Genomic DNA, 21,664 nt, shown 5'->3' with positions numbered 1-21,664 from the left:
AATACTCACATCATCGTTTTTTAATAAATACTAGACTTTCGCATAGCATTCAACACTACAACCATTTCTCTTCTTTAGATTAACCTTGAAAAATTTTTATCATAAAATCATTTATTTAATAAAAATTTATCATTTGGAAAAAATTAACCCCAAGAAAGAATGCTTTATCACAAAAAATTAACTAGCGAATTTCGTGCCACTTTTCCAATAAAAAAATAATGCTTATTTTTTAACCATAAATATTTTAATGCCATTCCGGTTTTCAGGCATCTTAAATAAAAGTAACTTTCTGCCAAATCATATTTTTTTATATTAATTCCCATTTCCATGAAATCATATTAATAAAATACATGTTTTCTGTGGATAGAGAAGATTTTGCACTATAAAAAAGCAAAAATAAAACGTTATGATTCATTTTAATGCGTAGGAGAAGAACACATTAATTGGTACTTTATGACAAATCCCCCACATTCTTTATTATTTTATGTTTTTAATAATTGGTAAAAATATGAAAAGCTTATAAATAAAAACTAAAACACTTTTACATAATTTATTCTACATTAAGCGAAATCTAAAAATAGGGCTTGGCACAGGTCTTGCTAAAACGGATTTATCTAATTTTAGAGTGGCAAACCATTAGGGGTTCAATAAACAATGAAAAAAGCCAACTTCGCTCAACCTAACGCTACGTCAAAAACGAGCAAAACCCTACTTAAACTGAGCACCTTGAGTTTAAGTATGCTGTGTCTAACCATGGCACATGCTGCCGACGCGGACTCAACAACTGAAGAAAAACCCACCAAGGTGGTTAAGGTCGCCGTGACGGGATCTTCCATCAAAGGCGTTGCAGCTCAAAGTGCCTCACCGATCACGGTCGTCAAGGTTGATGAGATCCTAAAACAAGGGGTGACCACAACAGAAGAAGCGCTTTCAAAAATTACAGCAAACCAGTCTGGCTTTGTTACCGCCCTCAATGTTGGGGCAAGCAATACTTCTGGTTCAACTGCTGATCTACGAGGTATCGGTGATAATAAAACCCTAATCCTACTCAATGGACGCCGTTTGGCCGCCAATGCGTTCGATAGCGGGGTAACCAACCTGAATATCATTCCGCTCGCCATGTTAGAACGTATTGAAATTGTGCGTGACGGCGCTTCCGCAATTTATGGTACAGATGCGATTGGTGGCGTAATTAACTTCATTACCAAAAAACAATTCACAGGACTCAATATTAGTGGTGGCCTGGTTCAGCCGGAACACAAAGGTGGCGATAAGCAAGACATTTCTATTTTTGGCGGTTATGGCGATCTTGATGAACAGGGCTTCAATGTCTTTGGTGTTGTGGATTTTCGACATGCCAACGATATCATGGCAAAAGATCGTAAAACCAGCAAAAGAGGTGCTTACCTTCCTGAGTTAGGGGTGGATGGACGTAGCTCAGCAACTTTCCCTGCAAATTTTGACGGTAAAAACCCATATGCCTCAAATAACTGTAACAACATGCCATATACCGAAGCTGTAGATGACTTGTGTTTAATCAATACACAAGCATTAATTGGTGTGGTACCACAGACAGAAGATCTTTCTGTGTTAGGTCGGGCAACGTTTAAGCTCAATGACCACTTCAATGCAATTGGTGAATATGTCTATGCCAATAGTAAGGTCAAGGTTTCAATTGCTCCGGATGTTTATAACGGCAATAACAAGGTACAGATCGGAAAAAATAGTAAATACTATCCAGGCAACGGCATCGTTCCCGCTGTTGATGGCGTAACGGGAGATCCCTTATCACTTTCTTTACGCTCACAAGCAGGTAACCGTGTTAATCAATCTGAAAATGAATCTCATCGTGTATTTGCTGGTCTTGAGGGTGATGCCTATGGCTGGGATATCAATACAGGTCTAACCTATGCGCGTAGTACCTCAAAAGATGAAGTATTAAGCGGCTATCTCAATAAAGGTGCCGTTCAAGATGCACTCAATGCAGGAGTACTCAATCCATTTGGCCCCCAAGCTGCTGGTGATAATCCAAATATCTGGAATACATTTGCACTTTCTGGTGAAACAAATAAGGCAAAAATCGAATCGACGACTGTTGATTTTACCGCAAGCCGTCCAATTTATACCCTTCCTGCAGGCGATGTCGGTTTTGCTGTAGGTGCCAGCTTCCGTCATGATGACTGGACTTCAGATGTGAATGCCAGTCTAGCTGCCCTGTTGCCAAGTATTGGAACAGACCCGACGAATCCGCATCAGGAAGGTAAACGCGATATTACCTCTGCGTTTACTGAACTACAGATTCCGCTACACAAAACATTAGAAGCCCAGATCGCAGCTCGCTACGACAATTACAGTGATTTTGGCGACACCTTCAATCCTAAAGTTGCTTTCCGTTGGGAACCAATTAAACAGTTAATGTTCCGTACTTCTTATAGTACAGGTTTCCGGGCGCCGAACCTCTATGAAATTAACAAGAACAATAGCCGAACACTGACAGGCGGAAAATATGATGACCCGCTCTTATGTCCAGGTGGCCAGGTTGCTCCTGGTGGTACAGCAACGGAAGACTGTGGACAGCAGTTTGATCGTATGCAAGGCGGTAATAAAAATCTAGAACCGGAAAAGTCGACATCGATCACGGCAGGTTTTGTGTTAGAGCCAGTTAAAAATCTGGTCTTCTCGCTTGATTATTACAATATTGAAGTCAAGAACCAGATTTCGGCATTAGATGCAAATACCATCTTTAATTCCCCAGAAAAATATAAAGATAAGTTTGTCCGTAAAGCAAACGGTTCAATTGATTACATTATTACCACCATGCAAAACATGGGCGATTTAAAAACCCAAGGTTTTGATGTCAGCTTGAACTACTTGTCGCCAATGACTTCTACCGGGCGTTTTGGTTTTGGAATTGACGGAACCTATGTCACCAAATATGACTACCAGAACGAGAAAGACGGTGAATGGTTCAGTAGCTTAGGACAATATCGTGATGCGGGTCCGACCATCCGCTGGAAACATGTTGCCAACCTGAACTGGAGCTATGAAAACTGGGCAATGAATTTCCAACAGCAGTTTACTCGTGGCTATAAAGATCAAAATACTACAGGTGATGATCAATATGATCACCATCGTGTCAGCGACTATACCCTCTACAACATTTCAGGAACCTATAAAGGATTTAAGAATCTGGATTTAACAGCTGGGATTAAAAATATTTTTGATGCAGAGCCTGCAGCTTCAAATGTGGGCGATAACTTTCAATATGGTTACGATCCTCGTTTCACAGATATTACTGGCCGTACCTATTTTGTTCGCGGTACTTATAAATTTTAAGGCGTTTCGCCACTACGGCATGACTACTGTTCTGTCGTAGTGGTTCACCGTAATCCTCTGATTTATCAAAATTAAAGTGAATATTCTCAATTTCCAATTGATTTCACCTTACACACAATGATGAATCCATGATTGCAATTTCAGGAGTAATTATGGGCATACCCTTTTCTGAGAGTGAAAACCAGCCAGCCAAACGCCTTGTCGGTATTGGTCTGGTGTTATTTCTACATCTCATTATCGCCTATATTCTGATGACAAGTTTAGCGACTGACTTTAGCAAGCCTGTCGATAAGCCTGTAGAACTACAGATTATTCAGGACATTAAACCACCACCTCCGCCAAAACCAGAGGAACCAAAACCCAAAGAAAAGCCACCCGAGCCACCAAAGATGGTCGAGAAAGTGGCCAAAATGCCTGACCCACCCAAACAGGTGGAGAAAGCCACACCTATACAAAAACCAGCACCGGCACAACCGACCCAAACAGCAGTTGCAACACCGACACCTGCCCCTGCGACACCTAGCCCGAGTCCTGTGGCAGCCCCTGTAGCCCCAGCTGCGCCTGCTGCTCCTGCCAAACCCGCAGGAATTTCACGTGGTGTTTCCGAAGGTGAAGCTGGTTGTCAAAAACCAGAATACCCGCGTGAAGCACTGATGAACGAAGAGGAAGGTACGGTACGTATTCGCGTATTGGTGGACGGCTCAGGCAAAGTCATCGATTCAAAAGTCAAAAAATCGAGTGGTAGTAAAAGCTTAGATAAAGCGGCGGTCAAGGCGTATAGCCTGTGTACTTTCAAACCGGCAATGAAAGACGGTGTGCCACAGCAAGAATGGTACGAGATCGAATATCCATTTACACTTTCCTAATTAAATATATTGAATAAACAATTTTTGGAGAATTTACAGATGAAAAATACAGCAAAACATATCTCTCGAATCGCAGCAATTGGCCTGATTGCAGGAAGTACCTTACTGCCTGTTACAACGGTTTGGGCCGATGAAACTACGCAAACGACAGCGGTAACGGCGGTCACGACTGATGCCACGGCACAAGCAAATCCAACACCGCCCCCATTACCGGCAACTGTTGAAAAAGTCCATAATCCTTATGGCCTGGAAGCCCTATGGCGCGAAGGTGACTTAGTCGCGAAATCAACCTTGTTTATTTTAGTCCTGATGTCGATTGGGACGTGGTACATCATTCTGTCTAAAGTATTTCAACAAAGTAAAATCAAGCGCCATGGTACAGAAGCTGAACGTAATTTCTGGGAAGCTGAATCATTAAATAGCGCAGCTGAAAGCCTCAATACCAATAGCAGTTATCGCTATATCGCAGAAAAAGGCATTCGTTCAACCAAACACCATGACGGCACCTTATTAGAACGTATCGACTTCAATACCTGGGTGACCATTTCAATTCAACGGGCTATTGAAAAAGTTCAAAGCCATCTGAGCAATGGCCTGGCCTTTTTGGCGACTGTTGGTTCAACCGCACCATTCGTTGGTTTATTTGGAACCGTTTGGGGGATTTACCATGCGCTCACTGCGATTGGCATTTCAGGTCAGGCATCGATTGATAAAGTGGCCGGCCCTGTCGGTGAAGCCTTGATTATGACAGCGATTGGTCTTGCGGTCGCAGTACCAGCAGTACTGGGCTACAACTGGTTAACCCGTCGCAATAAAGCAGTCATGGACAATGTTCGTTCTTTTGGCTCAGACCTACATGCGGTACTTCTCAGCGGTGACTTAAACAGTAATCACCCAAACCGTGATTCTAAATAAGGAACACCATTATGGGCATGATGATTAATTCAGATCAAAATGATGATGATGTGATCGGAACAATTAATACCACCCCGTTAGTCGACATCATGCTGGTACTACTGATTATCTTTTTAATTACAGTGCCAGTGGTCACACACACCGTTCCGGTAAAACTGCCTGAAGAAAAAAATACACCTTATGCCACCACACCACAAAATATCCAGCTTTCAGTGAATAAAACGGGTGATATTTTCTGGAATGAACAACATGTTGCAAATAAGGAAACCTTACTTGCGCGCTTACAGGCCGAAGCACAAAAACGTCCGCAGCCTGAGGTTCATATTCGTGGCGATCAACTGACACATTACGACGCGATTGATCAGGTAATCAGTACAACTCAGCAAGCGGGTATTGGCAAAATTGCATTTGTCACGACCCCACCTGCGACCACACCATAACAGGAGGTCTCACCTATGGGTATGAATGTAGGTTCAAAAAATGATGAAGAAGATGTCATGCTCGACGTCAACATGACACCTCTGATTGATGTCATGTTGGTGTTGTTGATTATGTTCATCATCACCATTCCGATTCCAAACAATGCGATTAACATTAATTTGCCAAATGGTACAGCACCGCCACCAACCGATCAAAAACCACCAGAAACCGTCAATTTGCGGGTCGATGCACAAGGGCATATTTTCTGGAATGATCAGGCAGTGGCTGATCGTCAGGCACTAAAGGTTTTATTTGAATCAGTTGCCAAAAAAGCCGATCAGGATCAAATCAAGTTTAAGCCTGATGCCCAGGCGGAATATAAAAATATTGCCATGGTGATGGCACTCGCTCAACAGAGCAATGTCACCAAAATTGGCATCGTCAGTAATAACTAAAGAATAAAAATAAGAAATTTATCCAATAATGACAAGTTTACTCCTGTGCTAACAAGTTCGCTTGTTAGCTTTTTTTATTTTATTTCACTAATTACAATCGGAATCAGCTTACTACTCACTTTATAGCCTTGAGGTTTATTGTTGCAGGCATCCCCTGTCACGGTGGTTCGAATGACATAAGGTGAATAAGGCATCACATTTAAATAACCTGAATTATCTCGACCAGTACGACAGTCTTCTGCCCCTGATTTTTCATCATAACGTCCTTCGTAAGAAGATTCTTCGACCTCTGCAATCAGCTTACTGGTCCATTGATTTAAATAAACCAGACTTTTACTCGATTCAACCGTGCCCTGTCCTGAGCCTGCGCTTTCAATTTCGATCAGTTGAATCGGTTTGCCTTTATAAACAGTTGGATGCACTTTAAAGCTATTCGATTGACCACCAAACGCTTTCAAGATTCGCGCCTGCTTTAATTTTGGACGAGTTAACACATAGCCAGCCCAAAAATTACGTCCTGCATTTTCAAAACTTACGCCCGATAAATAAGCTTCTTCTCCTGAGATCAGTTTTACGGCTTCAGTAGAATCGATCTGAATGGCTTGGGGTGGATTGGCATTTGAATCTTGTAAGTTGGTGATCCAACTGATGATGGTTTTATCTGTCGGTACAGCAGCATAGGATGCTGAGACTGGAATCAAAAATCCAAATAAAATGGATAGAGCTAATTTATTTTTCTTGTTCATTTTAGGCCTTACTTTTATACAAGCGAAATTCTCACATAAAATATGATACTCGGAAACGTCATCCACAACCTGCGTAAATTTTGCAATATATTGTTTCTGCGAAATAATAAAAACAAGAACAAAAAGAGAACAGGTTTTGTGGATGACAATGCCTTTGCCTACTTTGGGCGAAACCAAAGTAGGGCGAACCGCAGGTTTATCCCTAACCTTAGCTTAAACTCGGCACGACTCCATGAAGAGCCACTATTTTGATTCTAATTAAAATTTAAGTTATTTAAACTTTTCCAACTCAATCCATTGCGCATCAGGAAAATGTTTTGCCAAATAAGCTTTTAGATAATCAGCGGTATCTTTTGAAATCACCGGATCTTTCGACTCATCCTTTAAGTTATAGACTAAAGCATGCAAACTCAAACCACGCTGCTTTAAAGCCTCTAAACTCAATAAAGTATGATTAATACTACCTAAACGCCCAGAAGTTACTAAAATCACAGGAAATTGATGCTGAGCGATATAATCGATGGTCATCAATTCTGTGGTTAAAGGCACCATCAAACCACCCGCACCTTCTAACAACACCACCTCAAAACGCTGAGCCAATTCTTTGGTTGCAGCTTCAATCTTGGCAAAATCCAGATCACGGCCATCCAAACGTGTGGCTAAATGCGGTGACGCTGGATAGGTAAAAATTTCAGGCATCGTCAGCTTGTCATGATCTTCCTGAAACCAGCCACTGCCCATAATTTCACGGTGTTTTTCGATATCTTCCGAAACATCAACATTCCCCGTCTGCACCAGCTTCTGGGTAATCACACGTCGCCCTTGTTCGGTCCAAAGCTTGGCGAGATAGCCTGTGGCATAGGTTTTACCAATTTCGGTATCAATGCCGCTGACAAAATAAATATGACTCATCTACTTAATTTCCTTTCCCCGAGTTATCGAACTTTTGGGATAAATTTCATGAATGTAAGGATCATCACTGAAATGCTGATCTAAAGAATATTCAATACAGACTTCACTGCCTAAATTGTCTTGTATCTGATCGGTATAAGGGAAAATTTGACTATTCTGTTCATTCACCAGTGAAAACTGACCGCTACTCCGCCCTGGCTTTTTAATATTTTTAACCCAGCCACAGGTGGTGTTGCGCGGCGCGTTTTGATTTATATAATTTGTTATCCAGCCAGCTGACCAAAGAGAAAATAAAATCATCATTAAAACCGTGCCCTCTACCACTGGTTTTGGGATTCGGTCTTTTCTCCAAACCCGTACATATCCTAAGCCAATCAGTAAAACACCCAAAATCAAGCAAACTATTGCCCAAGGGAAAGCAGTAAACATCAAAAAAATTAAACTTATGGTTAATGCAAAATAACCATGTACCACATTATGTCTGGGTGTTAATCGATCTGACATGATTCTATTCATCACCAAACGATAAGGATTTCGCTCTCCGTGCAATCACATAAATCGGATGATAAGTCAGGCGGAAACCCTGCTCATCATAAAACTGTTGATAATCTGCATAAAACTTTTGCAAGGATTGCTTGGTCCAGCGATGTGATTTTGCTGTTGCGGTTACCCCTGTCGCTTTCAAATGCTGCAATACCGATTTGGGATGATCAAAATAAACCTGCTGCAGTTCTTGGGCGGTGAATAGCACTTCAAAGCCTTGCTGTTGCAACTGCTGTTGCAGCACATCATGTTCGATATAATTTAAACCCTGTCCTGTCAGTTGCTTAATTTCAGTGAGATTATCAGGACCAAAGGTAGAAAAGCCGAAATATCCATGAGGATTTAACGCCACTTGAATCCGTTGTAATAACGCGGGCAGATCCATCATCCATTGCAAAGCAGAACTGGAAATCACTGCATCCAAACATTGCGGTAACGCCAGTTGCTCAATATCACCGATCAACCAATTAATCTTGTCGACGCTTGAAAAATGCTGCTCTACATCGTCATATAAATCGTTTAAAAACAGCTGTTCAATCTGAAAATGGGGCTGAAACAAATGAGTAAGATTACCCGAACCACAACCAATCTCAAGAACTGAGTCCAAGTTGTGTGGATAATATGCTTTCAGATATTCAAATAATTGCGCACTAATCTGTTTCTGTACCACAGCATGCTCGACATAGCTTTGCCCTGCTTTAGCAAAACGTTGCGCAACCAGTGCTTTATTGATGCTCACAAACACTCCACCAATTGCTCCAATTCGTTTTTTTGCACCAAAGAGGTTAAAGAAATTCGTAGGCGTGAACTATTCTGTGGCACTGTTGGCGGGCGTACCGGCATGGCATAAAAACCCTGTTGTTGTACATGACGCGCTTTTTCAATCGCAGCCTGACTTTCACCCACAATAATCGGAATGATATGACTGCTGGAAGGACTAGAGAAACCTTTTGCGATCACCGCCTGTTGTAAATACTGGCTCATCTCAGCCAAGTGCTGACGCTGTGGCTGCATGCTCAATACTTTATTAAACATGAAATCTGACCATGCCATCGAGATCGGCGGTAACGCAGTACTAAAAATCAGTGGGCGCATTTTATTGATCAGATAATTCCGGATGATTGAATCACAAATGATATAGCCGCCTACCGAGGCAATTGCTTTACCAAAGGTTCCAACCAAGAAGTCAATCTGATCCAATACGCCATATTGTTCAGCACAACCCAGACCTTGCTCACCCCTGACGCCAATCGCATGTGCTTCATCGACATACAACATGGTTTTGACATAACGCTGTTTTAACTGCGCCAATGCAGCTAAATCCGTCTCGTCGCCATCCATACTAAAAATACTTTCGGTCACCACAATAATACGTTCAACTTGCTCATCTTGGTGATACTTTTGCAATAACTGTTCCAGATGCTGCAAATCATTATGACGATAACGTACATATTGAGCAGTTGATAATCGAATGCCATCAATCATACTGGCATGCACCAGTTTATCGGCCAGAATCACGGTTTTACTGTCAGCTAAGGCTGGCAAAATACCGATATTCATGTGATAGCCACTATTAAAAAGTAAGGCCGCACGGCCAAAAGCTTTGCTTAGGCTATTTTCAAATTGTTCATATTCAGCAAAATTACCCGTCAGTAAGCGTGACGAAGATGAGCTAAAGAGCGCCCGTTCGATTTTCAGCGTATCAAGAAACTCTTCTCTTAAAGTTAAATCAGCGGCAAGACCTAGATAATCATTGGATGCCAGATTCAACATGGTTCGATCTTGAATGGTGATCCATCGTCCTTGCTGTTGATTTGGAGTAAATTGGCGAAAATTACCTTGCTGTTTGAGTTGCTCAAGCTGCTCAGCATAATGATCAAGCAAGGACATTGGCATTTACTCCTTGCATATTTTTCACCACCTCACTCATCTGTGCTAATAAATAATGGAGTTCATCATCGCTAATCACATACGGCGGCATTACATACACTAATTTTCCAAATGGTCGTACCCAAATCCCCCGTTCAACAAACTGTTGCTGTAAGGTTTTCATATCCACATTGCTGGTTAATTCAACCACGCCAATCGCCCCTAAAACCCGCACATCCGCAACATGATCGAGCTGTGCCAAATCAGTTAATTGTTCAACCAGAATCTTTTCAATTCGTTGAATATTGGCTTGCCAATCCTGTTCCACTAATAATTGAGTACTTCTTAAAGCAACTGCACACGCCAATGGATTCGCCATAAAGGTTGGCCCATGCATAAATACGCCTGCTTCCCCTCGACTAATGGTTTCAGCCACTTGTTTGGTGGTTAAGGTCGCAGACAGGGTCATATAACCGCCTGTTAAGCCCTTACCTATACACATGATATCGGGTTCAACCTGTGCGTGTTCCCACGCAAACATTTTACCTGTGCGCCCAAATCCCGTTGCAATTTCATCAAAGATTAACAATAGATTGTATTGCTCACACAACGCTTTGGCCTGACGTAAATATTCAGGATGATAAAAACGCATGCCGCCTGCACCTTGTACAATTGGCTCGATAATGAGGGCTGCAATACTGTGATGATGCTGTTCAATCTGTTGTTTGAGTTGCTGAATGTCTTGCGGATTCCATTCTGCATCGAAGCGGCTTTGTGGCGCGGGTACAAAAATTCGATTGGGTAAACTGGTACCAAAAATCTGATGCATTCCCGTGACCGGATCACAGACAGACATTGCATTCCAGGTATCGCCATGGTAGCCAGAGCGCGTGGTAATAAAATTGGTTTTCTCGGGTTGATTCAACGCAGTCCAATATTGCACGGCCATTTTTAAGGCCACCTCTACAGCAACAGAACCTGAATCTGCATAGAAAATCTTATCTAAGTTCGGCGGCGTAATTTTTAATAAGAGTTTACCCAATTCAATCGCCGGTTCATGGGTCAGACCGCCAAACATGATATGTGCCATATTTTGCAATTGGTCTGAAACTGCTTGATTGAGTTCAGGATGGTTATAACCATGAATCGCACACCACCATGACGACATGCCATCTACCAAAGTTCGACCATCTTCCAGTTCAATGGTTGCACCATAGGCACGTTTGACTTTAAAAGTTGGCAGTGGATTTAACATCGAAGTATAGGGATGCCATATATGTTCTAAATCAAATAAATCGGTCATCCTCTACCTCATTTGCTGCTATTTCAAAATTTTCCATTTGCCTGATCACACTTTTCGATACTCGGAAATGTCATCTGCAACCTGCGTGGTATAAATAAAATACAAGGCTTCGTACACTTGATCAAAAGAAAAAATGAAAGAAGTGAACAGGTTTTGCAGATGACAAATGGTTTTGCCTACTTTTCTCGAAAGAAAAGTAGGTCGCCGAAGGCATATCCTGAAAATGGATGAGTACTCGGCACGATTCCGTTAGATCTATAAAATAGGTTTTATCTTAAACTTGTCCAAATCTAAAATATATTGCGAGAACTTTCAATTCAAGCAAGATTAAACTGTCTACTGAATAAAATCTTCAATTATTTGCACAGTCTGCTCCACCATAAAGCACGGAAAACCATGTGAAGCGCCTTCAATAGAAACAACAGATAGATTTTTTGCAGCTAAATCATCAATATTTCGTATAACTTGGTAAGAAACCAAAGCATCATGCTCTGCAAAGACATGCAACTGCTTACCTTGATAATTTTCATACAACTCAACCAAGTTCAATTGCTCCAGCAACTGCAATCCGTCCCTAAGCAAGGCAATCGGTTGTGGACGAATCAATTTTTGCATCGCCACAAAATCCTTTTTTGCCGAACTTGCACCTTGACAGACCAACAAGCCAAACCGTTTTAGCGTACTAATCGCATCCTGTTCAAATGACTGTTTGAACTGCATAAAGGTTTCAACAGGCATAGCAGTACTCCAATCTGCTTGTGCCACAAAACATGGATTTGACGCTAAAGTAATTAAAACTTTTTGCTCAGCATATTTTTTCCAGATTTGATCGACCAGTAAAGTCGCGAGTTGTCCGCCAAGCGACCACCCAACAATCACATCGAACTTCACTGCATATTCGACCTGCTGTTGTAAAATATCCTCATCCAGCGCATTAAAGATATTGATTCGCTCAACGTTATGTCCCTTTTGTTCTAAAGCCTCATGTAAGGGTTTTAATAATTCGGTACCACCACCCCAGCCAGTAATCAGTAAAATCTTATAGGTCACGCGCTTGCTCAATTCCAAAAACTTCAACGCAGTATACCCCGATTAATACTGCTCATTATTTTCCAAATCTACCAAAAGCTGCGCTGGAATCACCTGCTCCCAAAGCAGCTTAAACTGTCGATGAACTTGATCAATCTCAAAGGTACTGTTTCTTGCTACCTGTTGTGCATGCGCAATATCTTTGGCACGCATATAGGCAAGTAAATAATCGTCGCCATTCAGTTCAAGTTGAAACCAAGATTCAACGGTTACCCCTTCAGTTTGCAGTGTTTGAATCGCTTCGGCTTTACGTTGTTGAATTTCACGTTGCCAGACTTCGACATCGGCCATGCTATTGGCTTTTAATTTAATCAGGACTGCACCAACCTCCATTCATTTTCCTTTTCTTTTTTAATCATCATTCGGTTTAAATATATAAAGCAGATCAAAATCCTGTAAAGAATTTTCTACCACATCCAATCTCTAAATTTGCTAAAGTAGGTTCTATTACACTTTGAGATCAACATGATGAATACGATAAAGTCCAAAGTTCTCGTTTTATGTAGTTCACTTTTTTTACTCGGCACACCGATGCTCAGTAGCGCACAAAACACCCTATTTTCGAAACATGATACTGCACAAAAAGAATGGGTTGGAAAATCCGCACCGGATTTCAAACTGCAAGACCAGAGTGGGAAATGGCATACATTGAGCCAATATAAAGGCAAATGGGTGGTGCTCTATTTCTATCCAAAAGATAATACGGCGGGTTGTACCCAAGAAGCCAATCAATTTAAATCACTCTATCCTCAATTTACCAAATCAAATGCTGTGGTGCTGGGTGTCAGTCTGGATGATGTTGCCTCACATCAAAAATTCTCGGAAAAACTCGGCCTGCCCTTCCCGATTCTTGCAGATGATCAGGGTGAACTGGCAACTAAATTTGGCATCGTTCGAAACCTAGGTATTACTAAAATTGCCAAACGCGAGAGTTTTTTGATTAATCCCCAAGGTGCCGTGATGTATCACTACACCAGCGTGAATACGCAAACTCATGCCGATCAGGTATTGAAAGATCTCAAAACTTTACAAAGCAAATAATTGCATTGAAGATTCTGGGTCAACTCATCGATGGATGATCTGCCTAGATTTTTTAAGTCTAAGCATTTTTATACTCACTTAAAAATCAATGCCATTGGAGTCATCAATCGGATTCTGATCCAGTGTAAATACAGTTCGCTGATAAGGAATGCCTTCCAGATCATAGACCTGATAAACACAATCAAATAACAACTGTAGGTCTTCACTACGATCCATTGCCCGTGCGGTCAGAAAGATGGGGCTGACTGCTCCATTGTCCAGAATTGGAATGTAATTGAGATGGGGAAAACGAATGGTATCCGCACTAGCAGGAATCACACACAAACCTTCACCTGCCGCCACGAGACCTAAAGCCAGCTGGATTTCCCGTATCTCATGCATATTTTTGGGGACCAGGCTATGCTCGGCAAAAATATTCAGCAGTTGAGTCGAAAAATTAGGCTTTGGTGATGTGGGATACATAAACATCTTTTCGTCAATCAGATCAGCCAGATAGACTCCTTCCGTCCGCTGCGCAATCGGATGGCTGGTATGGGCCGCCACCACCAGACGTTCCTTACGCAATAAAATTCGCCTAACCGCAGGATCACTGATCCGCAAGCGCCCAAAGCCCACATCAATGCGACCTTCTTTTAAGGCTTGTACTTGTTCTGTGGTGCTCATTTCCACCAGTTGAATATTAAGATGCGGCTGCTGTTGCCTGAATAAATAAATGATCCGTGGCAATAGGCCATATAGTAACGATCCGACAAAACCAATGGTAACACTGCGTTCAATCAGTCCAATCCGTTTCGCCATACTTTTAATTTCTTCAGCATTAGACAAAAGTTTAATCGCATGCTGATAAAAGAAATGTCCGGCAGGTGTGGTTTGTAGAGGTCGACTACCGCGCTCGAACAGTTGAATACCCAACTCACTTTCCAGATTTTGAATCTGCCGGCTCAAAGGAGGTTGAGCAATAAATAGTTTTTCTGCGGCTTTGGTGAAACTCTGCTCTTCAACGACCGCAACAAAATACCGTAAATGACGTAATTCCATGAGGTTTCCATACCTTTAAGATATATAAAAATATAAATTCAGTCTTAGACAGAGTTTACTCATTCTTTTAAGGTATAGACAAGAGATAAACCGATGAAGTTATGAATCGCTTCCGCTAGATTCCAGCTGCCCAAATTCATTCTTATCGGTTCAAGCCACCACACTCGCTACATTCAACTTATTAGGATATCGAGACGCTTTAAGCGCAACTCGATGACTTCCACAGTTTTGGAAAGTCGGAGAACGGACATGCCACGTATTCCTGTAATCAATACCAGCCATCTTGACCGCATTGATGAATTACTGGTCGATAATATCGACACCGGTGAATTTAAACTGCATCGCTCAGTGTTTACCGATCAAGCCCTATTTGACCTTGAAATGAAATACATTTTCGAAGGCAATTGGGTGTATCTGGCCCATGAAAGCCAAATTCCCAATAACAACGATTTCTACACCACCCACATTGGCCGTCAACCTGTCATCATCGCCCGCAACCGTAACGGCGAACTGAATGCCATGATCAATGCCTGTTCGCATCGTGGTGCACAGCTCTGTCGCCATAAACGCGGTAACAAAGCTACCTATACCTGCCCTTTCCACGGTTGGACCTTTAACAACTCAGGCAAACTCCTCAAAGTGAAAGACCCAAGTGAAGCGGGCTACTCAGATTGCTTTAATCAGGATGGTTCACATGATCTGAAAAAAGTCGCACGTTTTGAAAACTACAAAGGCTTCTTGTTTGGCAGTCTCAATCCAGATGTACCCTCACTTGAAGAATTCTTGGGTGAAACCAGCAAAATCATCGACATGATTGTTGATCAATCCGAACATGGTCTGGAGGTACTACGTGGCACATCATCCTATACCTATGAAGGTAACTGGAAACTCACCGCTGAAAATGGGGCTGATGGCTATCACGTTTCAGCGGTGCACTGGAACTATGCTGCCACCACACAACACCGCAAAGAGACGCAGGCTGCCGACAATATTCGCGCCATGAGCGCGGGTTCCTGGGGCAAACAAGGCGGCGGTTCTTATGGTTTTGAAAATGGTCATATGTTGCTGTGGACGCAATGGGCCAATCCAGAAGATCGCCCGAACTTTCCGAAAGCAGATGAATATACCGAGAAATACGGTGCAGCCATGTCGAAATGGATGATCGAACGTTCGCGTAATCTGTGTCTGTATCCAAACGTATATTTAATGGACCAGTTCGGTTCGCAAATTCGGGTGTTACGTCCTATTTCAGTCGATCGCACTGAAGTCACGATTTACTGTATTGCGCCAAAAGGTGAAGCCCCGGAGGCACGTGCGCGTCGTATTCGTCAATACGAAGATTTCTTCAATGCCTCAGGCATGGCCACTCCCGATGACCTAGAAGAATTCCGTGCCTGTCAGGCCGGTTATGCAGGCATCTCGCTGGAATGGAATGACATGTGCCGTGGTTCCAAACACTGGATTTATGGTCCTGATGAGGCTGCCAATGAAATTGGTTTAAAACCCATGCTCAGTGGGATTAAAACCGAAGATGAAGGACTTTATCTTGCCCAACATCAATATTGGTTAAAAACCATGAAACATGCGATTGCAGCAGAGAAACAAATTGCTGATCAGGGAGAAACAGCATGAGTGCCCAAGACAACGTAACTTTAGAAAATATTGCTCAGTTTCTCTATCGTGAGGCTCGCTTTTTAGATGATGAACAATGGGATGAGTGGCTGAATTGCTATGCAACTGAGGCCAGTTTCTGGATGCCGGCATGGGATGACAATGACCAGCTCACGCAAGATCCACAGTCTGAAATTTCCCTGATTTATTACCCTGATCGTCAAGGACTGGAAGACCGTGTGTTCCGGATCAAGACCGAACGCTCTTCTGCCACCATGCCTGATACCCGTACTTGCCACAATATTGCCAATGTTGAAATCGTAGAACGCGACGGCGATAAAGTTACCGTTCGCTTCAACTGGAATACGTTGAGCTTCCGCTATAAAAGCACCTATAGCTACTTTGGCATGTCACGTTATGTGATTGATTGTTCCAGTGATCAGCCCAAAATCTTGAGCAAGTATGTGGTTTTGAAAAATGACTATATCAATCAAGTGATTGATATCTACCACCTGTAAAAAATAGCTCTCCTCAGCCAAACGGACTGTTGGCTGAGGATAAAAGTTTCAAATATTTTGTAGGATACATGCCATGTCAAACCACAATATCGCACTTCAATTTGAAGATGGTGTGACACGTTTTATCAGTGTTGCTCAAGGTGAAACCCTGTCCGATGCTGCTTATCGCCAAAAAATTAATATCCCGTTGGACTGCCGTGACGGTGCCTGTGGTACTTGCCGTGCATTCTGCGAATCTGGCAGTTATGACATGCCGGAAGAAAGCTATATCGAAGATGCCCTCACCCCAGAAGAAGCAGAGCAAGGCTATATTCTCGCGTGCCAATGCCGCCCTAGTTCAGATGCCGTATTCCAGATTCAGGCTTCTTCAGATGTCTGCAAAACCGAAATTCATGCTTTCCAAGGCACATTGGCTCGGGTTGAGAATCTATCAGATTCTACCATTACTTTTGATATCCAGCTGGATGAAGGTCAGCCCGATATTCACTTCCTTGCAGGACAATATGTCAATGTCGCAATTCCTGAAACAGGTGAAACCCGTTCATATTCATTTAGCTCAAAACCGGGCAACCGCTTAACGGGCTTTGTGGTGCGTAATGTCCCAAATGGCAAAATGAGCGACTTCTTAAGCAAGACCGCGCAGGCAGGCGACAAGATGAGCTTCACAGGACCATTCGGCAGTTTCTATCTACGTAATGTCACTCGTCCTGTGCTGATGCTGGCAGGTGGTACAGGTATTGCGCCTTTTATCTCGATGCTACAGGTGCTGGAAGAAAAAGGTTCAGAACAGCCTGTGCGCTTAGTGTTTGGCGTGACCAACGACTTTGATCTAGTGGCTTTAGAAAAACTGAATGAGTTGCAGGCGAAATTTCCATGGTTTGAATATCGAACGGTGGTGGCAAATCCTGACAGTCCACATGCGCGTAAAGGCTATGTCACAAGCCATATTGAACCTGAATGGCTCAATAGTGGCGATGTCGATATTTATCTGTGCGGTCCTGTACCGATGGTCGAAGCCGTCCGTGGCTGGTTAGATGCTGAACAGATCAAACCTGCCAACTTCCTGTTTGAGAAATTCTCTGCAAACTAATTCAAGGTGAGAAAGTTATCCATGTCAAACCTACAAAGATTTAGCGATAAAGTGGTGATTGTTACCGGTAGTGCTCAGGGCATTGGCCGTGGGGTAGCACTACAGCTGGCGGCAGAAGGTGCACAACTGGTTCTGGCCGATCTTTCCGATTATGTGCAGGACGTACTAAAAGAAGTCAAAGCCTTAGGTGCTGAGGCCATTACGGTTCAAGCCGATCTGGAAAGCTTTGCAGGTGCACAAACTGTGGTTGCCAAAAGCATTGAGCATTTTGGTCGGGTCGATATCCTGATTAATAATGTGGGGGGCGCGATCTGGATGAAACCTTTTCAGGAATTCTCTGAAGAGGAAATTATCAAGGAAGTGAATCGCTCGTTGTTTCCGACGTTATGGTGCTGCCGAGCGGTCTTGCCTGCAATGATTCAACAACAGGCTGGTGTGATCGTCAATGTGTCATCGATTGCGACTCGCGGGATTAACCGGATTCCCTACTCTGCCGCCAAAGGTGGCGTTAATGCGCTGACGGCGTCGCTGGCCTTTGAACATGCCAAAGATGGAATTCGTGTCAATGCCATCGCCACAGGTGGAACCGAAGCCCCACCACGGAAAGTGCCACGTAATAGCAACCCACTCAGTCAAAATGAAAAAGACTGGATGCAGCAGGTCGTCGATCAAACCATAGATCGCACCTTCATGGGACGTTATGGCAGTATTGAGGAACAAGTCAAAGCCATTGTCTTTGTTGCATCCGATGATGCCTCTTATATCACTGGCAGCGTCATCCCCGTGGGAGGTGGAGATCAGGGTTAGCCCTGATCTTTTGCATTTCAGATAAAGAACAGGATGTGCATGGAGGCCATCACCCAATGACAACTTTACTCAAAACATTAAAACAAGATTGGTCCATTTCAGCCACGGTGGCGGGTTTTCTTGCGGTTCTGATTTCTTATTCAGGACCACTCATTATCTTTTTTCAGGCGGCGCAACGTGCCCATGTCTCAACCGAGATGATGGTGTCATGGATCTGGGGCATTTCAATTGGTGCAGCCGTAGCGGGTATTTATCTCTCGATAAAATATAAAACCCCCGTCATTACCGCATGGTCTGCGCCCGGTACCGCTTTATTGGTGACGCTATTTCCTGACATTTCACTGAATGAAGCAGTCGCGGCCTATATCACCTCCGCCATCGTGATTTTTCTGGTCGGTATTACAGGCTGTTTCGACAAGTTACTGAAATGGATTCCACAAGATGTTGCTGCGGGTATGATGGCAGGAATCCTGTTCCAGTTCGGCATCAATCTGTTTACGGCTTCAGATCATATGCCTTTGATTGTGTTTAGCATGCTGATTGTGTTCTTGGTCGCTAAACGGTTGATGCCGCGCTACACCATGATTTGGGTATTGGCTGCTGGAATTTTATTGAGCTTGATTCTGGGTAAAATGAATCCTGTAGAGATCAGTTTTAATCTTGCTATTCCACAATGGATCAGCCCGGAATGGAGCTGGAACTCGACCTTGAATCTGGCGCTGCCCTTAATCCTCGTGAGTCTAACCGGCCAGTTCTTACCGGGTATGGCGATCATGAAACTGAGTGGCTATGACATGCCTGCCAAACCCATTATCAGTGCTACCAGTCTTGCCTCTCTCGCTGTGGCTTGTGTTGGTGGTATTACCATCGTCCTCGCGTCCATTACAGCAGCGTTATGTATGGGCAAGGATGCACATGAACTGAAAGAAAAACGCTATATGGCAGGGATTGCCAACGGAATTTTTTATATTCTCGGCGGACTGTTTGCGGGCAGTCTTGTGATGTTATTTAGTTTGCTGCCTAAAGAACTTGTTGCGGCTTTGGCTGGCCTCGCCTTACTCGGTGCAATTGCAACCAATATCACCGCTGCCATGCAGAATCCTCAACACCGTGATGCTGCACTGATTACTTTTCTGGCAACCGCTTCTGGCATGCATTTTCTAGGCTTAAGTTCAGTCTTCTGGGGGATTTGCATCGGGGTAATTGCCCATCTGATTCTCACACCAAGCAAACAGTCCGTCGCGCCTTAACAGCTTCCATATCTCCTCTTTTTACGACTTCACCTCTCATGTGATCAGAAAACCTGAGCAATATTCAGGTTTTCTTTTTTGTATTTTAAAATACCCACTACCCCATAAATATCTGATTGATAAATCCGCAATTATTCAGCCTTTTAAACCTGACTAAAATAAGTCATTTTTTAATAAGAACCTTATTTATTCACTTATGATTATTCATCCAAAAATATTTAAAAACACCACTTTAAAATGACTAATATTCTCGTATTTTAATATTTAACACCAATTCAGCCTTTTATACCACAGCATAAAAACATAAATTTAAAAAACAATATTTTTCAAATACTTAATTAGTAAAAAATCACAATACTTTAAAGACATAAAGATATATCAATTAGGTTTTTGACTCTGCCCCGATAACAAAATAGCTTAATAAAAAATAACTCGATACTTCACAAATTGGAGGTGAAGCAATGGATACAAACAAGGTCAATATTAATGACATTATTGATAAAGCCCGTTTTACCGCATTTCACTGGAAGGTTTTAATCTGGTGTCTGATCATTATTATTTTTGACGGTTATGATCTGGTTATTTACGGCGTCGCCTTACCCCTGCTGATGCAGCAATGGTCACTGACTGCCGTGCAAGCGGGATTGCTTGCCAGTGCGGCGTTGTTCGGAATGATGTTTGGTGCCATGATTTTTGGCACACTCTCAGACAAACTGGGCCGTAAAAAAACCATTCTGATCTGCGTCACTTTATTCAGTGGCTTTACCTTCTTAGGTGCTTTTGCAAAAAGCCCCACTGAATTTGCCATTTTACGTTTTATCGCGGGACTTGGCATTGGTGGTGTGATGCCAAACGTTGTCGCATTGATGACCGAATATGCGCCGAAAAAAATCCGTAGTACCTTAGTCGCACTGATGTTTAGCGGCTATGCCATTGGTGGCATGAGTTCTGCCTTACTGGGTGCATGGTTAGTCAAAGACATGGGCTGGCAGATCATGTTTTTAATTGCAGGTATTCCCCTGTTACTGTTGCCTGTGATCTGGAAATTCCTGCCTGAGTCATTGGCTTTCTTAGTGAAATCGAATCATCACGATCAAGCCAAAATGATTGTCACTAAAATTTCACCTGAAACTGAATTAACCCACAACTCAGCGCTGGTTCTAAATGAAAGTACCAGCACTGACGCACCTGTCCGTGCCTTATTCCAGCAAGGTCGTAGCTTTAGCACCTTTATGTTCTGGATTGCCTTCTTTATGTGTCTGTTGATGGTCTATGCGCTAGGTAGCTGGTTACCAAAACTGATGCTACAGGCGGGCTATTCTTTAGGTGCCAGTATGCTGTTCCTGTTTGCACTAAATATTGGCGGCATGGTCGGTGCAATTGGCGGGGGCGCATTAGCGGATAAATTCCATTTAAAACCCGTGATTACCAGTATGTTCGTGATCGGTGCTGCTGCCCTGATCTTACTGGGTTTCAATAGCCCACAATTTATCTTGTATAGCCTGATTGCAATTGCTGGTGCAGCCACGATTGGCTCACAGATTTTGCTCTATACCTTTGTGGCCCAATTCTACCCTACCGCAGTACGTTCAACCGGTATGGGCTGGGCCTCAGGCATTGGTCGAATTGGTGCCATCATCGGTCCTGTGTTAACCGGTGCTTTACTGACCTTTGAATTGCCCCATCAAATGAATTTTCTCGCCATCGCGATTCCCGGCATTATCGCCGCGCTCGCCATCTTCCTGGTGAATTTAAAAGTCTCTGTTGCAGCTCAACCCGCAACCCGCTTTAACTCCCAACCTTCATTGACTCAGCAATAAAACCCCGTGCACCGAGGACGGGTGCACTGACTTCG

Annotated in this window: 21 protein-coding genes; 12 read left to right on the top strand and 9 right to left on the bottom strand. The window is 43.0% G+C overall.

Annotation, left to right across the window (positions count from 1 at the left end; translation table 11 throughout):
* Positions 1 to 654 precede the first annotated feature (654 nt).
* The 5 genes from ACNQO6_RS14235 to ACNQO6_RS14215 all read left to right on the top strand — a co-directional run bounded on the left by ACNQO6_RS14235 (position 655) and on the right by ACNQO6_RS14215 (position 5,992).
* Entirely contained in the window at positions 655 to 3,336 is a 2,682-nt protein-coding gene (locus ACNQO6_RS14235) for a TonB-dependent receptor (protein WP_440209386.1), read from the top strand.
* Between the two features lie 152 nt (positions 3,337 to 3,488).
* Positions 3,489 to 4,202 carry an energy transducer TonB gene (locus tag ACNQO6_RS14230; protein WP_440209410.1) on the top strand — a complete coding sequence of 238 codons (714 nt, stop codon included), beginning with the start codon at positions 3,489 to 3,491 and terminating at the stop codon, positions 4,200 to 4,202.
* 39 nt (positions 4,203 to 4,241) lie between these two features.
* Positions 4,242 to 5,117, top strand: a complete 876-nt coding sequence (locus tag ACNQO6_RS14225) for a MotA/TolQ/ExbB proton channel family protein (protein ID WP_309347619.1) — start codon at positions 4,242 to 4,244, stop codon at positions 5,115 to 5,117.
* Positions 5,118 to 5,128: 11 nt separating this feature from the next.
* Entirely contained in the window at positions 5,129 to 5,557 is a 429-nt protein-coding gene (locus ACNQO6_RS14220) for an ExbD/TolR family protein (RefSeq protein WP_005283843.1), read from the top strand.
* A gap of 15 nt (positions 5,558 to 5,572) precedes the next feature.
* A complete protein-coding gene (locus tag ACNQO6_RS14215; RefSeq protein ID WP_440209385.1) occupies positions 5,573 to 5,992 on the top strand; it encodes an ExbD/TolR family protein in 420 nt (139 codons plus the stop codon).
* 74 nt (positions 5,993 to 6,066) lie between these two features.
* Here the strand turns inward: ACNQO6_RS14215 and ACNQO6_RS14210 are convergent, their stop codons facing one another.
* The 8 genes from ACNQO6_RS14210 to ACNQO6_RS14175 form a co-directional block, all read right to left on the bottom strand.
* Positions 6,067 to 6,738: a hypothetical protein gene (locus tag ACNQO6_RS14210; RefSeq protein WP_440209384.1), complete on the bottom strand. Its 672-nt coding sequence runs from the start codon at positions 6,736 to 6,738 to the stop codon at positions 6,067 to 6,069.
* Between the two features lie 270 nt (positions 6,739 to 7,008).
* Positions 7,009 to 7,650, bottom strand: coding sequence for a dethiobiotin synthase (gene bioD, locus ACNQO6_RS14205; protein WP_440209383.1), 642 nt, complete (start codon positions 7,648 to 7,650; stop codon positions 7,009 to 7,011).
* A complete protein-coding gene (locus ACNQO6_RS14200) occupies positions 7,651 to 8,154 on the bottom strand; it encodes a hypothetical protein (RefSeq protein ID WP_440209382.1) in 504 nt (167 codons plus the stop codon). It abuts the gene before it with no gap.
* A gap of 4 nt (positions 8,155 to 8,158) precedes the next feature.
* Positions 8,159 to 8,932 carry a malonyl-ACP O-methyltransferase BioC gene (gene bioC / locus ACNQO6_RS14195; RefSeq protein ID WP_440209381.1) on the bottom strand — a complete coding sequence of 258 codons (774 nt, stop codon included), beginning with the start codon at positions 8,930 to 8,932 and terminating at the stop codon, positions 8,159 to 8,161.
* Complete coding sequence (locus ACNQO6_RS14190; RefSeq protein ID WP_440209380.1) at positions 8,929 to 10,083, bottom strand: 8-amino-7-oxononanoate synthase; 1,155 nt, start codon at positions 10,081 to 10,083, stop codon at positions 8,929 to 8,931. The genes bioC and ACNQO6_RS14190 overlap by 4 nt, the downstream gene beginning before the upstream one ends.
* Entirely contained in the window at positions 10,070 to 11,365 is a 1,296-nt protein-coding gene (bioA, locus tag ACNQO6_RS14185) for an adenosylmethionine--8-amino-7-oxononanoate transaminase (RefSeq protein ID WP_440209379.1), read from the bottom strand. The genes ACNQO6_RS14190 and bioA overlap by 14 nt, the downstream gene beginning before the upstream one ends.
* Positions 11,366 to 11,701: 336 nt before the next feature.
* Complete coding sequence (locus tag ACNQO6_RS14180) at positions 11,702 to 12,415, bottom strand: hydrolase (protein ID WP_440209378.1); 714 nt, start codon at positions 12,413 to 12,415, stop codon at positions 11,702 to 11,704.
* A gap of 42 nt (positions 12,416 to 12,457) precedes the next feature.
* Positions 12,458 to 12,787, bottom strand: coding sequence for a DUF6176 family protein (locus tag ACNQO6_RS14175; RefSeq protein WP_440209377.1), 330 nt, complete (start codon positions 12,785 to 12,787; stop codon positions 12,458 to 12,460).
* 132 nt (positions 12,788 to 12,919) lie between these two features.
* On the opposite strand from ACNQO6_RS14175, the gene ACNQO6_RS14170 reads away from it, so the two are divergent.
* Entirely contained in the window at positions 12,920 to 13,495 is a 576-nt protein-coding gene (locus ACNQO6_RS14170) for a peroxiredoxin (protein ID WP_440209376.1), read from the top strand.
* Between the two features lie 78 nt (positions 13,496 to 13,573).
* On the opposite strand, the gene ACNQO6_RS14165 is transcribed toward ACNQO6_RS14170, so the two are convergent.
* Positions 13,574 to 14,533: a LysR family transcriptional regulator gene (locus ACNQO6_RS14165; RefSeq protein ID WP_005283809.1), complete on the bottom strand. Its 960-nt coding sequence runs from the start codon at positions 14,531 to 14,533 to the stop codon at positions 13,574 to 13,576.
* A 249-nt stretch (positions 14,534 to 14,782) separates the two neighbouring features.
* Between ACNQO6_RS14165 and benA the strand changes: the two genes are divergently transcribed.
* The 6 genes from benA (at position 14,783) to ACNQO6_RS14135 (ending at position 21,629) form a co-directional block, all read left to right on the top strand.
* Positions 14,783 to 16,165, top strand: coding sequence for a benzoate 1,2-dioxygenase large subunit (benA, locus tag ACNQO6_RS14160; RefSeq protein ID WP_440209375.1), 1,383 nt, complete (start codon positions 14,783 to 14,785; stop codon positions 16,163 to 16,165).
* Complete coding sequence (gene benB, locus ACNQO6_RS14155; protein WP_440209374.1) at positions 16,162 to 16,662, top strand: benzoate 1,2-dioxygenase small subunit; 501 nt, start codon at positions 16,162 to 16,164, stop codon at positions 16,660 to 16,662. The genes benA and benB overlap by 4 nt, the downstream gene beginning before the upstream one ends.
* A gap of 73 nt (positions 16,663 to 16,735) precedes the next feature.
* Positions 16,736 to 17,752 (top strand): benzoate 1,2-dioxygenase electron transfer component BenC, encoded by a 1,017-nt coding sequence (benC, locus tag ACNQO6_RS14150; RefSeq protein ID WP_440209373.1) that lies wholly within the window; start codon positions 16,736 to 16,738, stop codon positions 17,750 to 17,752.
* 21 nt (positions 17,753 to 17,773) lie between these two features.
* On the top strand, positions 17,774 to 18,559 hold the full coding sequence (benD, locus tag ACNQO6_RS14145; protein WP_440209372.1) for a benzoate diol dehydrogenase BenD: 786 nt from the start codon (positions 17,774 to 17,776) through the stop codon (positions 18,557 to 18,559).
* Between the two features lie 56 nt (positions 18,560 to 18,615).
* Positions 18,616 to 19,809 carry a benzoate/H(+) symporter BenE gene (gene benE, locus ACNQO6_RS14140; RefSeq protein WP_440209371.1) on the top strand — a complete coding sequence of 398 codons (1,194 nt, stop codon included), beginning with the start codon at positions 18,616 to 18,618 and terminating at the stop codon, positions 19,807 to 19,809.
* 461 nt (positions 19,810 to 20,270) lie between these two features.
* Entirely contained in the window at positions 20,271 to 21,629 is a 1,359-nt protein-coding gene (locus ACNQO6_RS14135) for an aromatic acid/H+ symport family MFS transporter (protein ID WP_440209370.1), read from the top strand.
* Positions 21,630 to 21,664 lie beyond the last annotated feature (35 nt).

It is taken from the genome of Acinetobacter calcoaceticus (genome assembly GCF_051947995.1).
GTDB lineage: Bacteria > Pseudomonadota > Gammaproteobacteria > Pseudomonadales > Moraxellaceae > Acinetobacter.
The sequence above is the reverse complement of the archived record's forward strand: the minus strand, read 5'-3'. Positions and strand labels throughout refer to the sequence as shown.

Bases quoted from the DNA above. Each gene is read 5' to 3' on its own strand.
- ACNQO6_RS14235 (WP_440209386.1), top strand. From the start codon at position 655: ATGAAAAAAGCCAACTTCGCTCAACCTAACGCTACGTCAAAAACGAGC.
- ACNQO6_RS14230 (WP_440209410.1), top strand. From the start codon at position 3,489: ATGGGCATACCCTTTTCTGAGAGTGAAAACCAGCCAGCCAAACGCCTT.
- ACNQO6_RS14225 (WP_309347619.1), top strand. From the start codon at position 4,242: ATGAAAAATACAGCAAAACATATCTCTCGAATCGCAGCAATTGGCCTG.
- ACNQO6_RS14220 (WP_005283843.1), top strand. From the start codon at position 5,129: ATGGGCATGATGATTAATTCAGATCAAAATGATGATGATGTGATCGGA.
- ACNQO6_RS14215 (WP_440209385.1), top strand. From the start codon at position 5,573: ATGGGTATGAATGTAGGTTCAAAAAATGATGAAGAAGATGTCATGCTC.
- ACNQO6_RS14210 (WP_440209384.1), bottom strand. From the start codon at position 6,738: ATGAACAAGAAAAATAAATTAGCTCTATCCATTTTATTTGGATTTTTG.
- bioD (WP_440209383.1), bottom strand. From the start codon at position 7,650: ATGAGTCATATTTATTTTGTCAGCGGCATTGATACCGAAATTGGTAAA.
- ACNQO6_RS14200 (WP_440209382.1), bottom strand. From the start codon at position 8,154: ATGTCAGATCGATTAACACCCAGACATAATGTGGTACATGGTTATTTT.
- ACNQO6_RS14190 (WP_440209380.1), bottom strand. From the start codon at position 10,083: ATGTCCTTGCTTGATCATTATGCTGAGCAGCTTGAGCAACTCAAACAG.
- bioA (WP_440209379.1), bottom strand. From the start codon at position 11,365: ATGACCGATTTATTTGATTTAGAACATATATGGCATCCCTATACTTCG.
- ACNQO6_RS14175 (WP_440209377.1), bottom strand. From the start codon at position 12,787: ATGGAGGTTGGTGCAGTCCTGATTAAATTAAAAGCCAATAGCATGGCC.
- ACNQO6_RS14170 (WP_440209376.1), top strand. From the start codon at position 12,920: ATGATGAATACGATAAAGTCCAAAGTTCTCGTTTTATGTAGTTCACTT.
- ACNQO6_RS14165 (WP_005283809.1), bottom strand. From the start codon at position 14,533: ATGGAATTACGTCATTTACGGTATTTTGTTGCGGTCGTTGAAGAGCAG.
- benA (WP_440209375.1), top strand. From the start codon at position 14,783: ATGCCACGTATTCCTGTAATCAATACCAGCCATCTTGACCGCATTGAT.
- benB (WP_440209374.1), top strand. From the start codon at position 16,162: ATGAGTGCCCAAGACAACGTAACTTTAGAAAATATTGCTCAGTTTCTC.
- benC (WP_440209373.1), top strand. From the start codon at position 16,736: ATGTCAAACCACAATATCGCACTTCAATTTGAAGATGGTGTGACACGT.
- benD (WP_440209372.1), top strand. From the start codon at position 17,774: ATGTCAAACCTACAAAGATTTAGCGATAAAGTGGTGATTGTTACCGGT.
- benE (WP_440209371.1), top strand. From the start codon at position 18,616: ATGACAACTTTACTCAAAACATTAAAACAAGATTGGTCCATTTCAGCC.
- ACNQO6_RS14135 (WP_440209370.1), top strand. From the start codon at position 20,271: ATGGATACAAACAAGGTCAATATTAATGACATTATTGATAAAGCCCGT.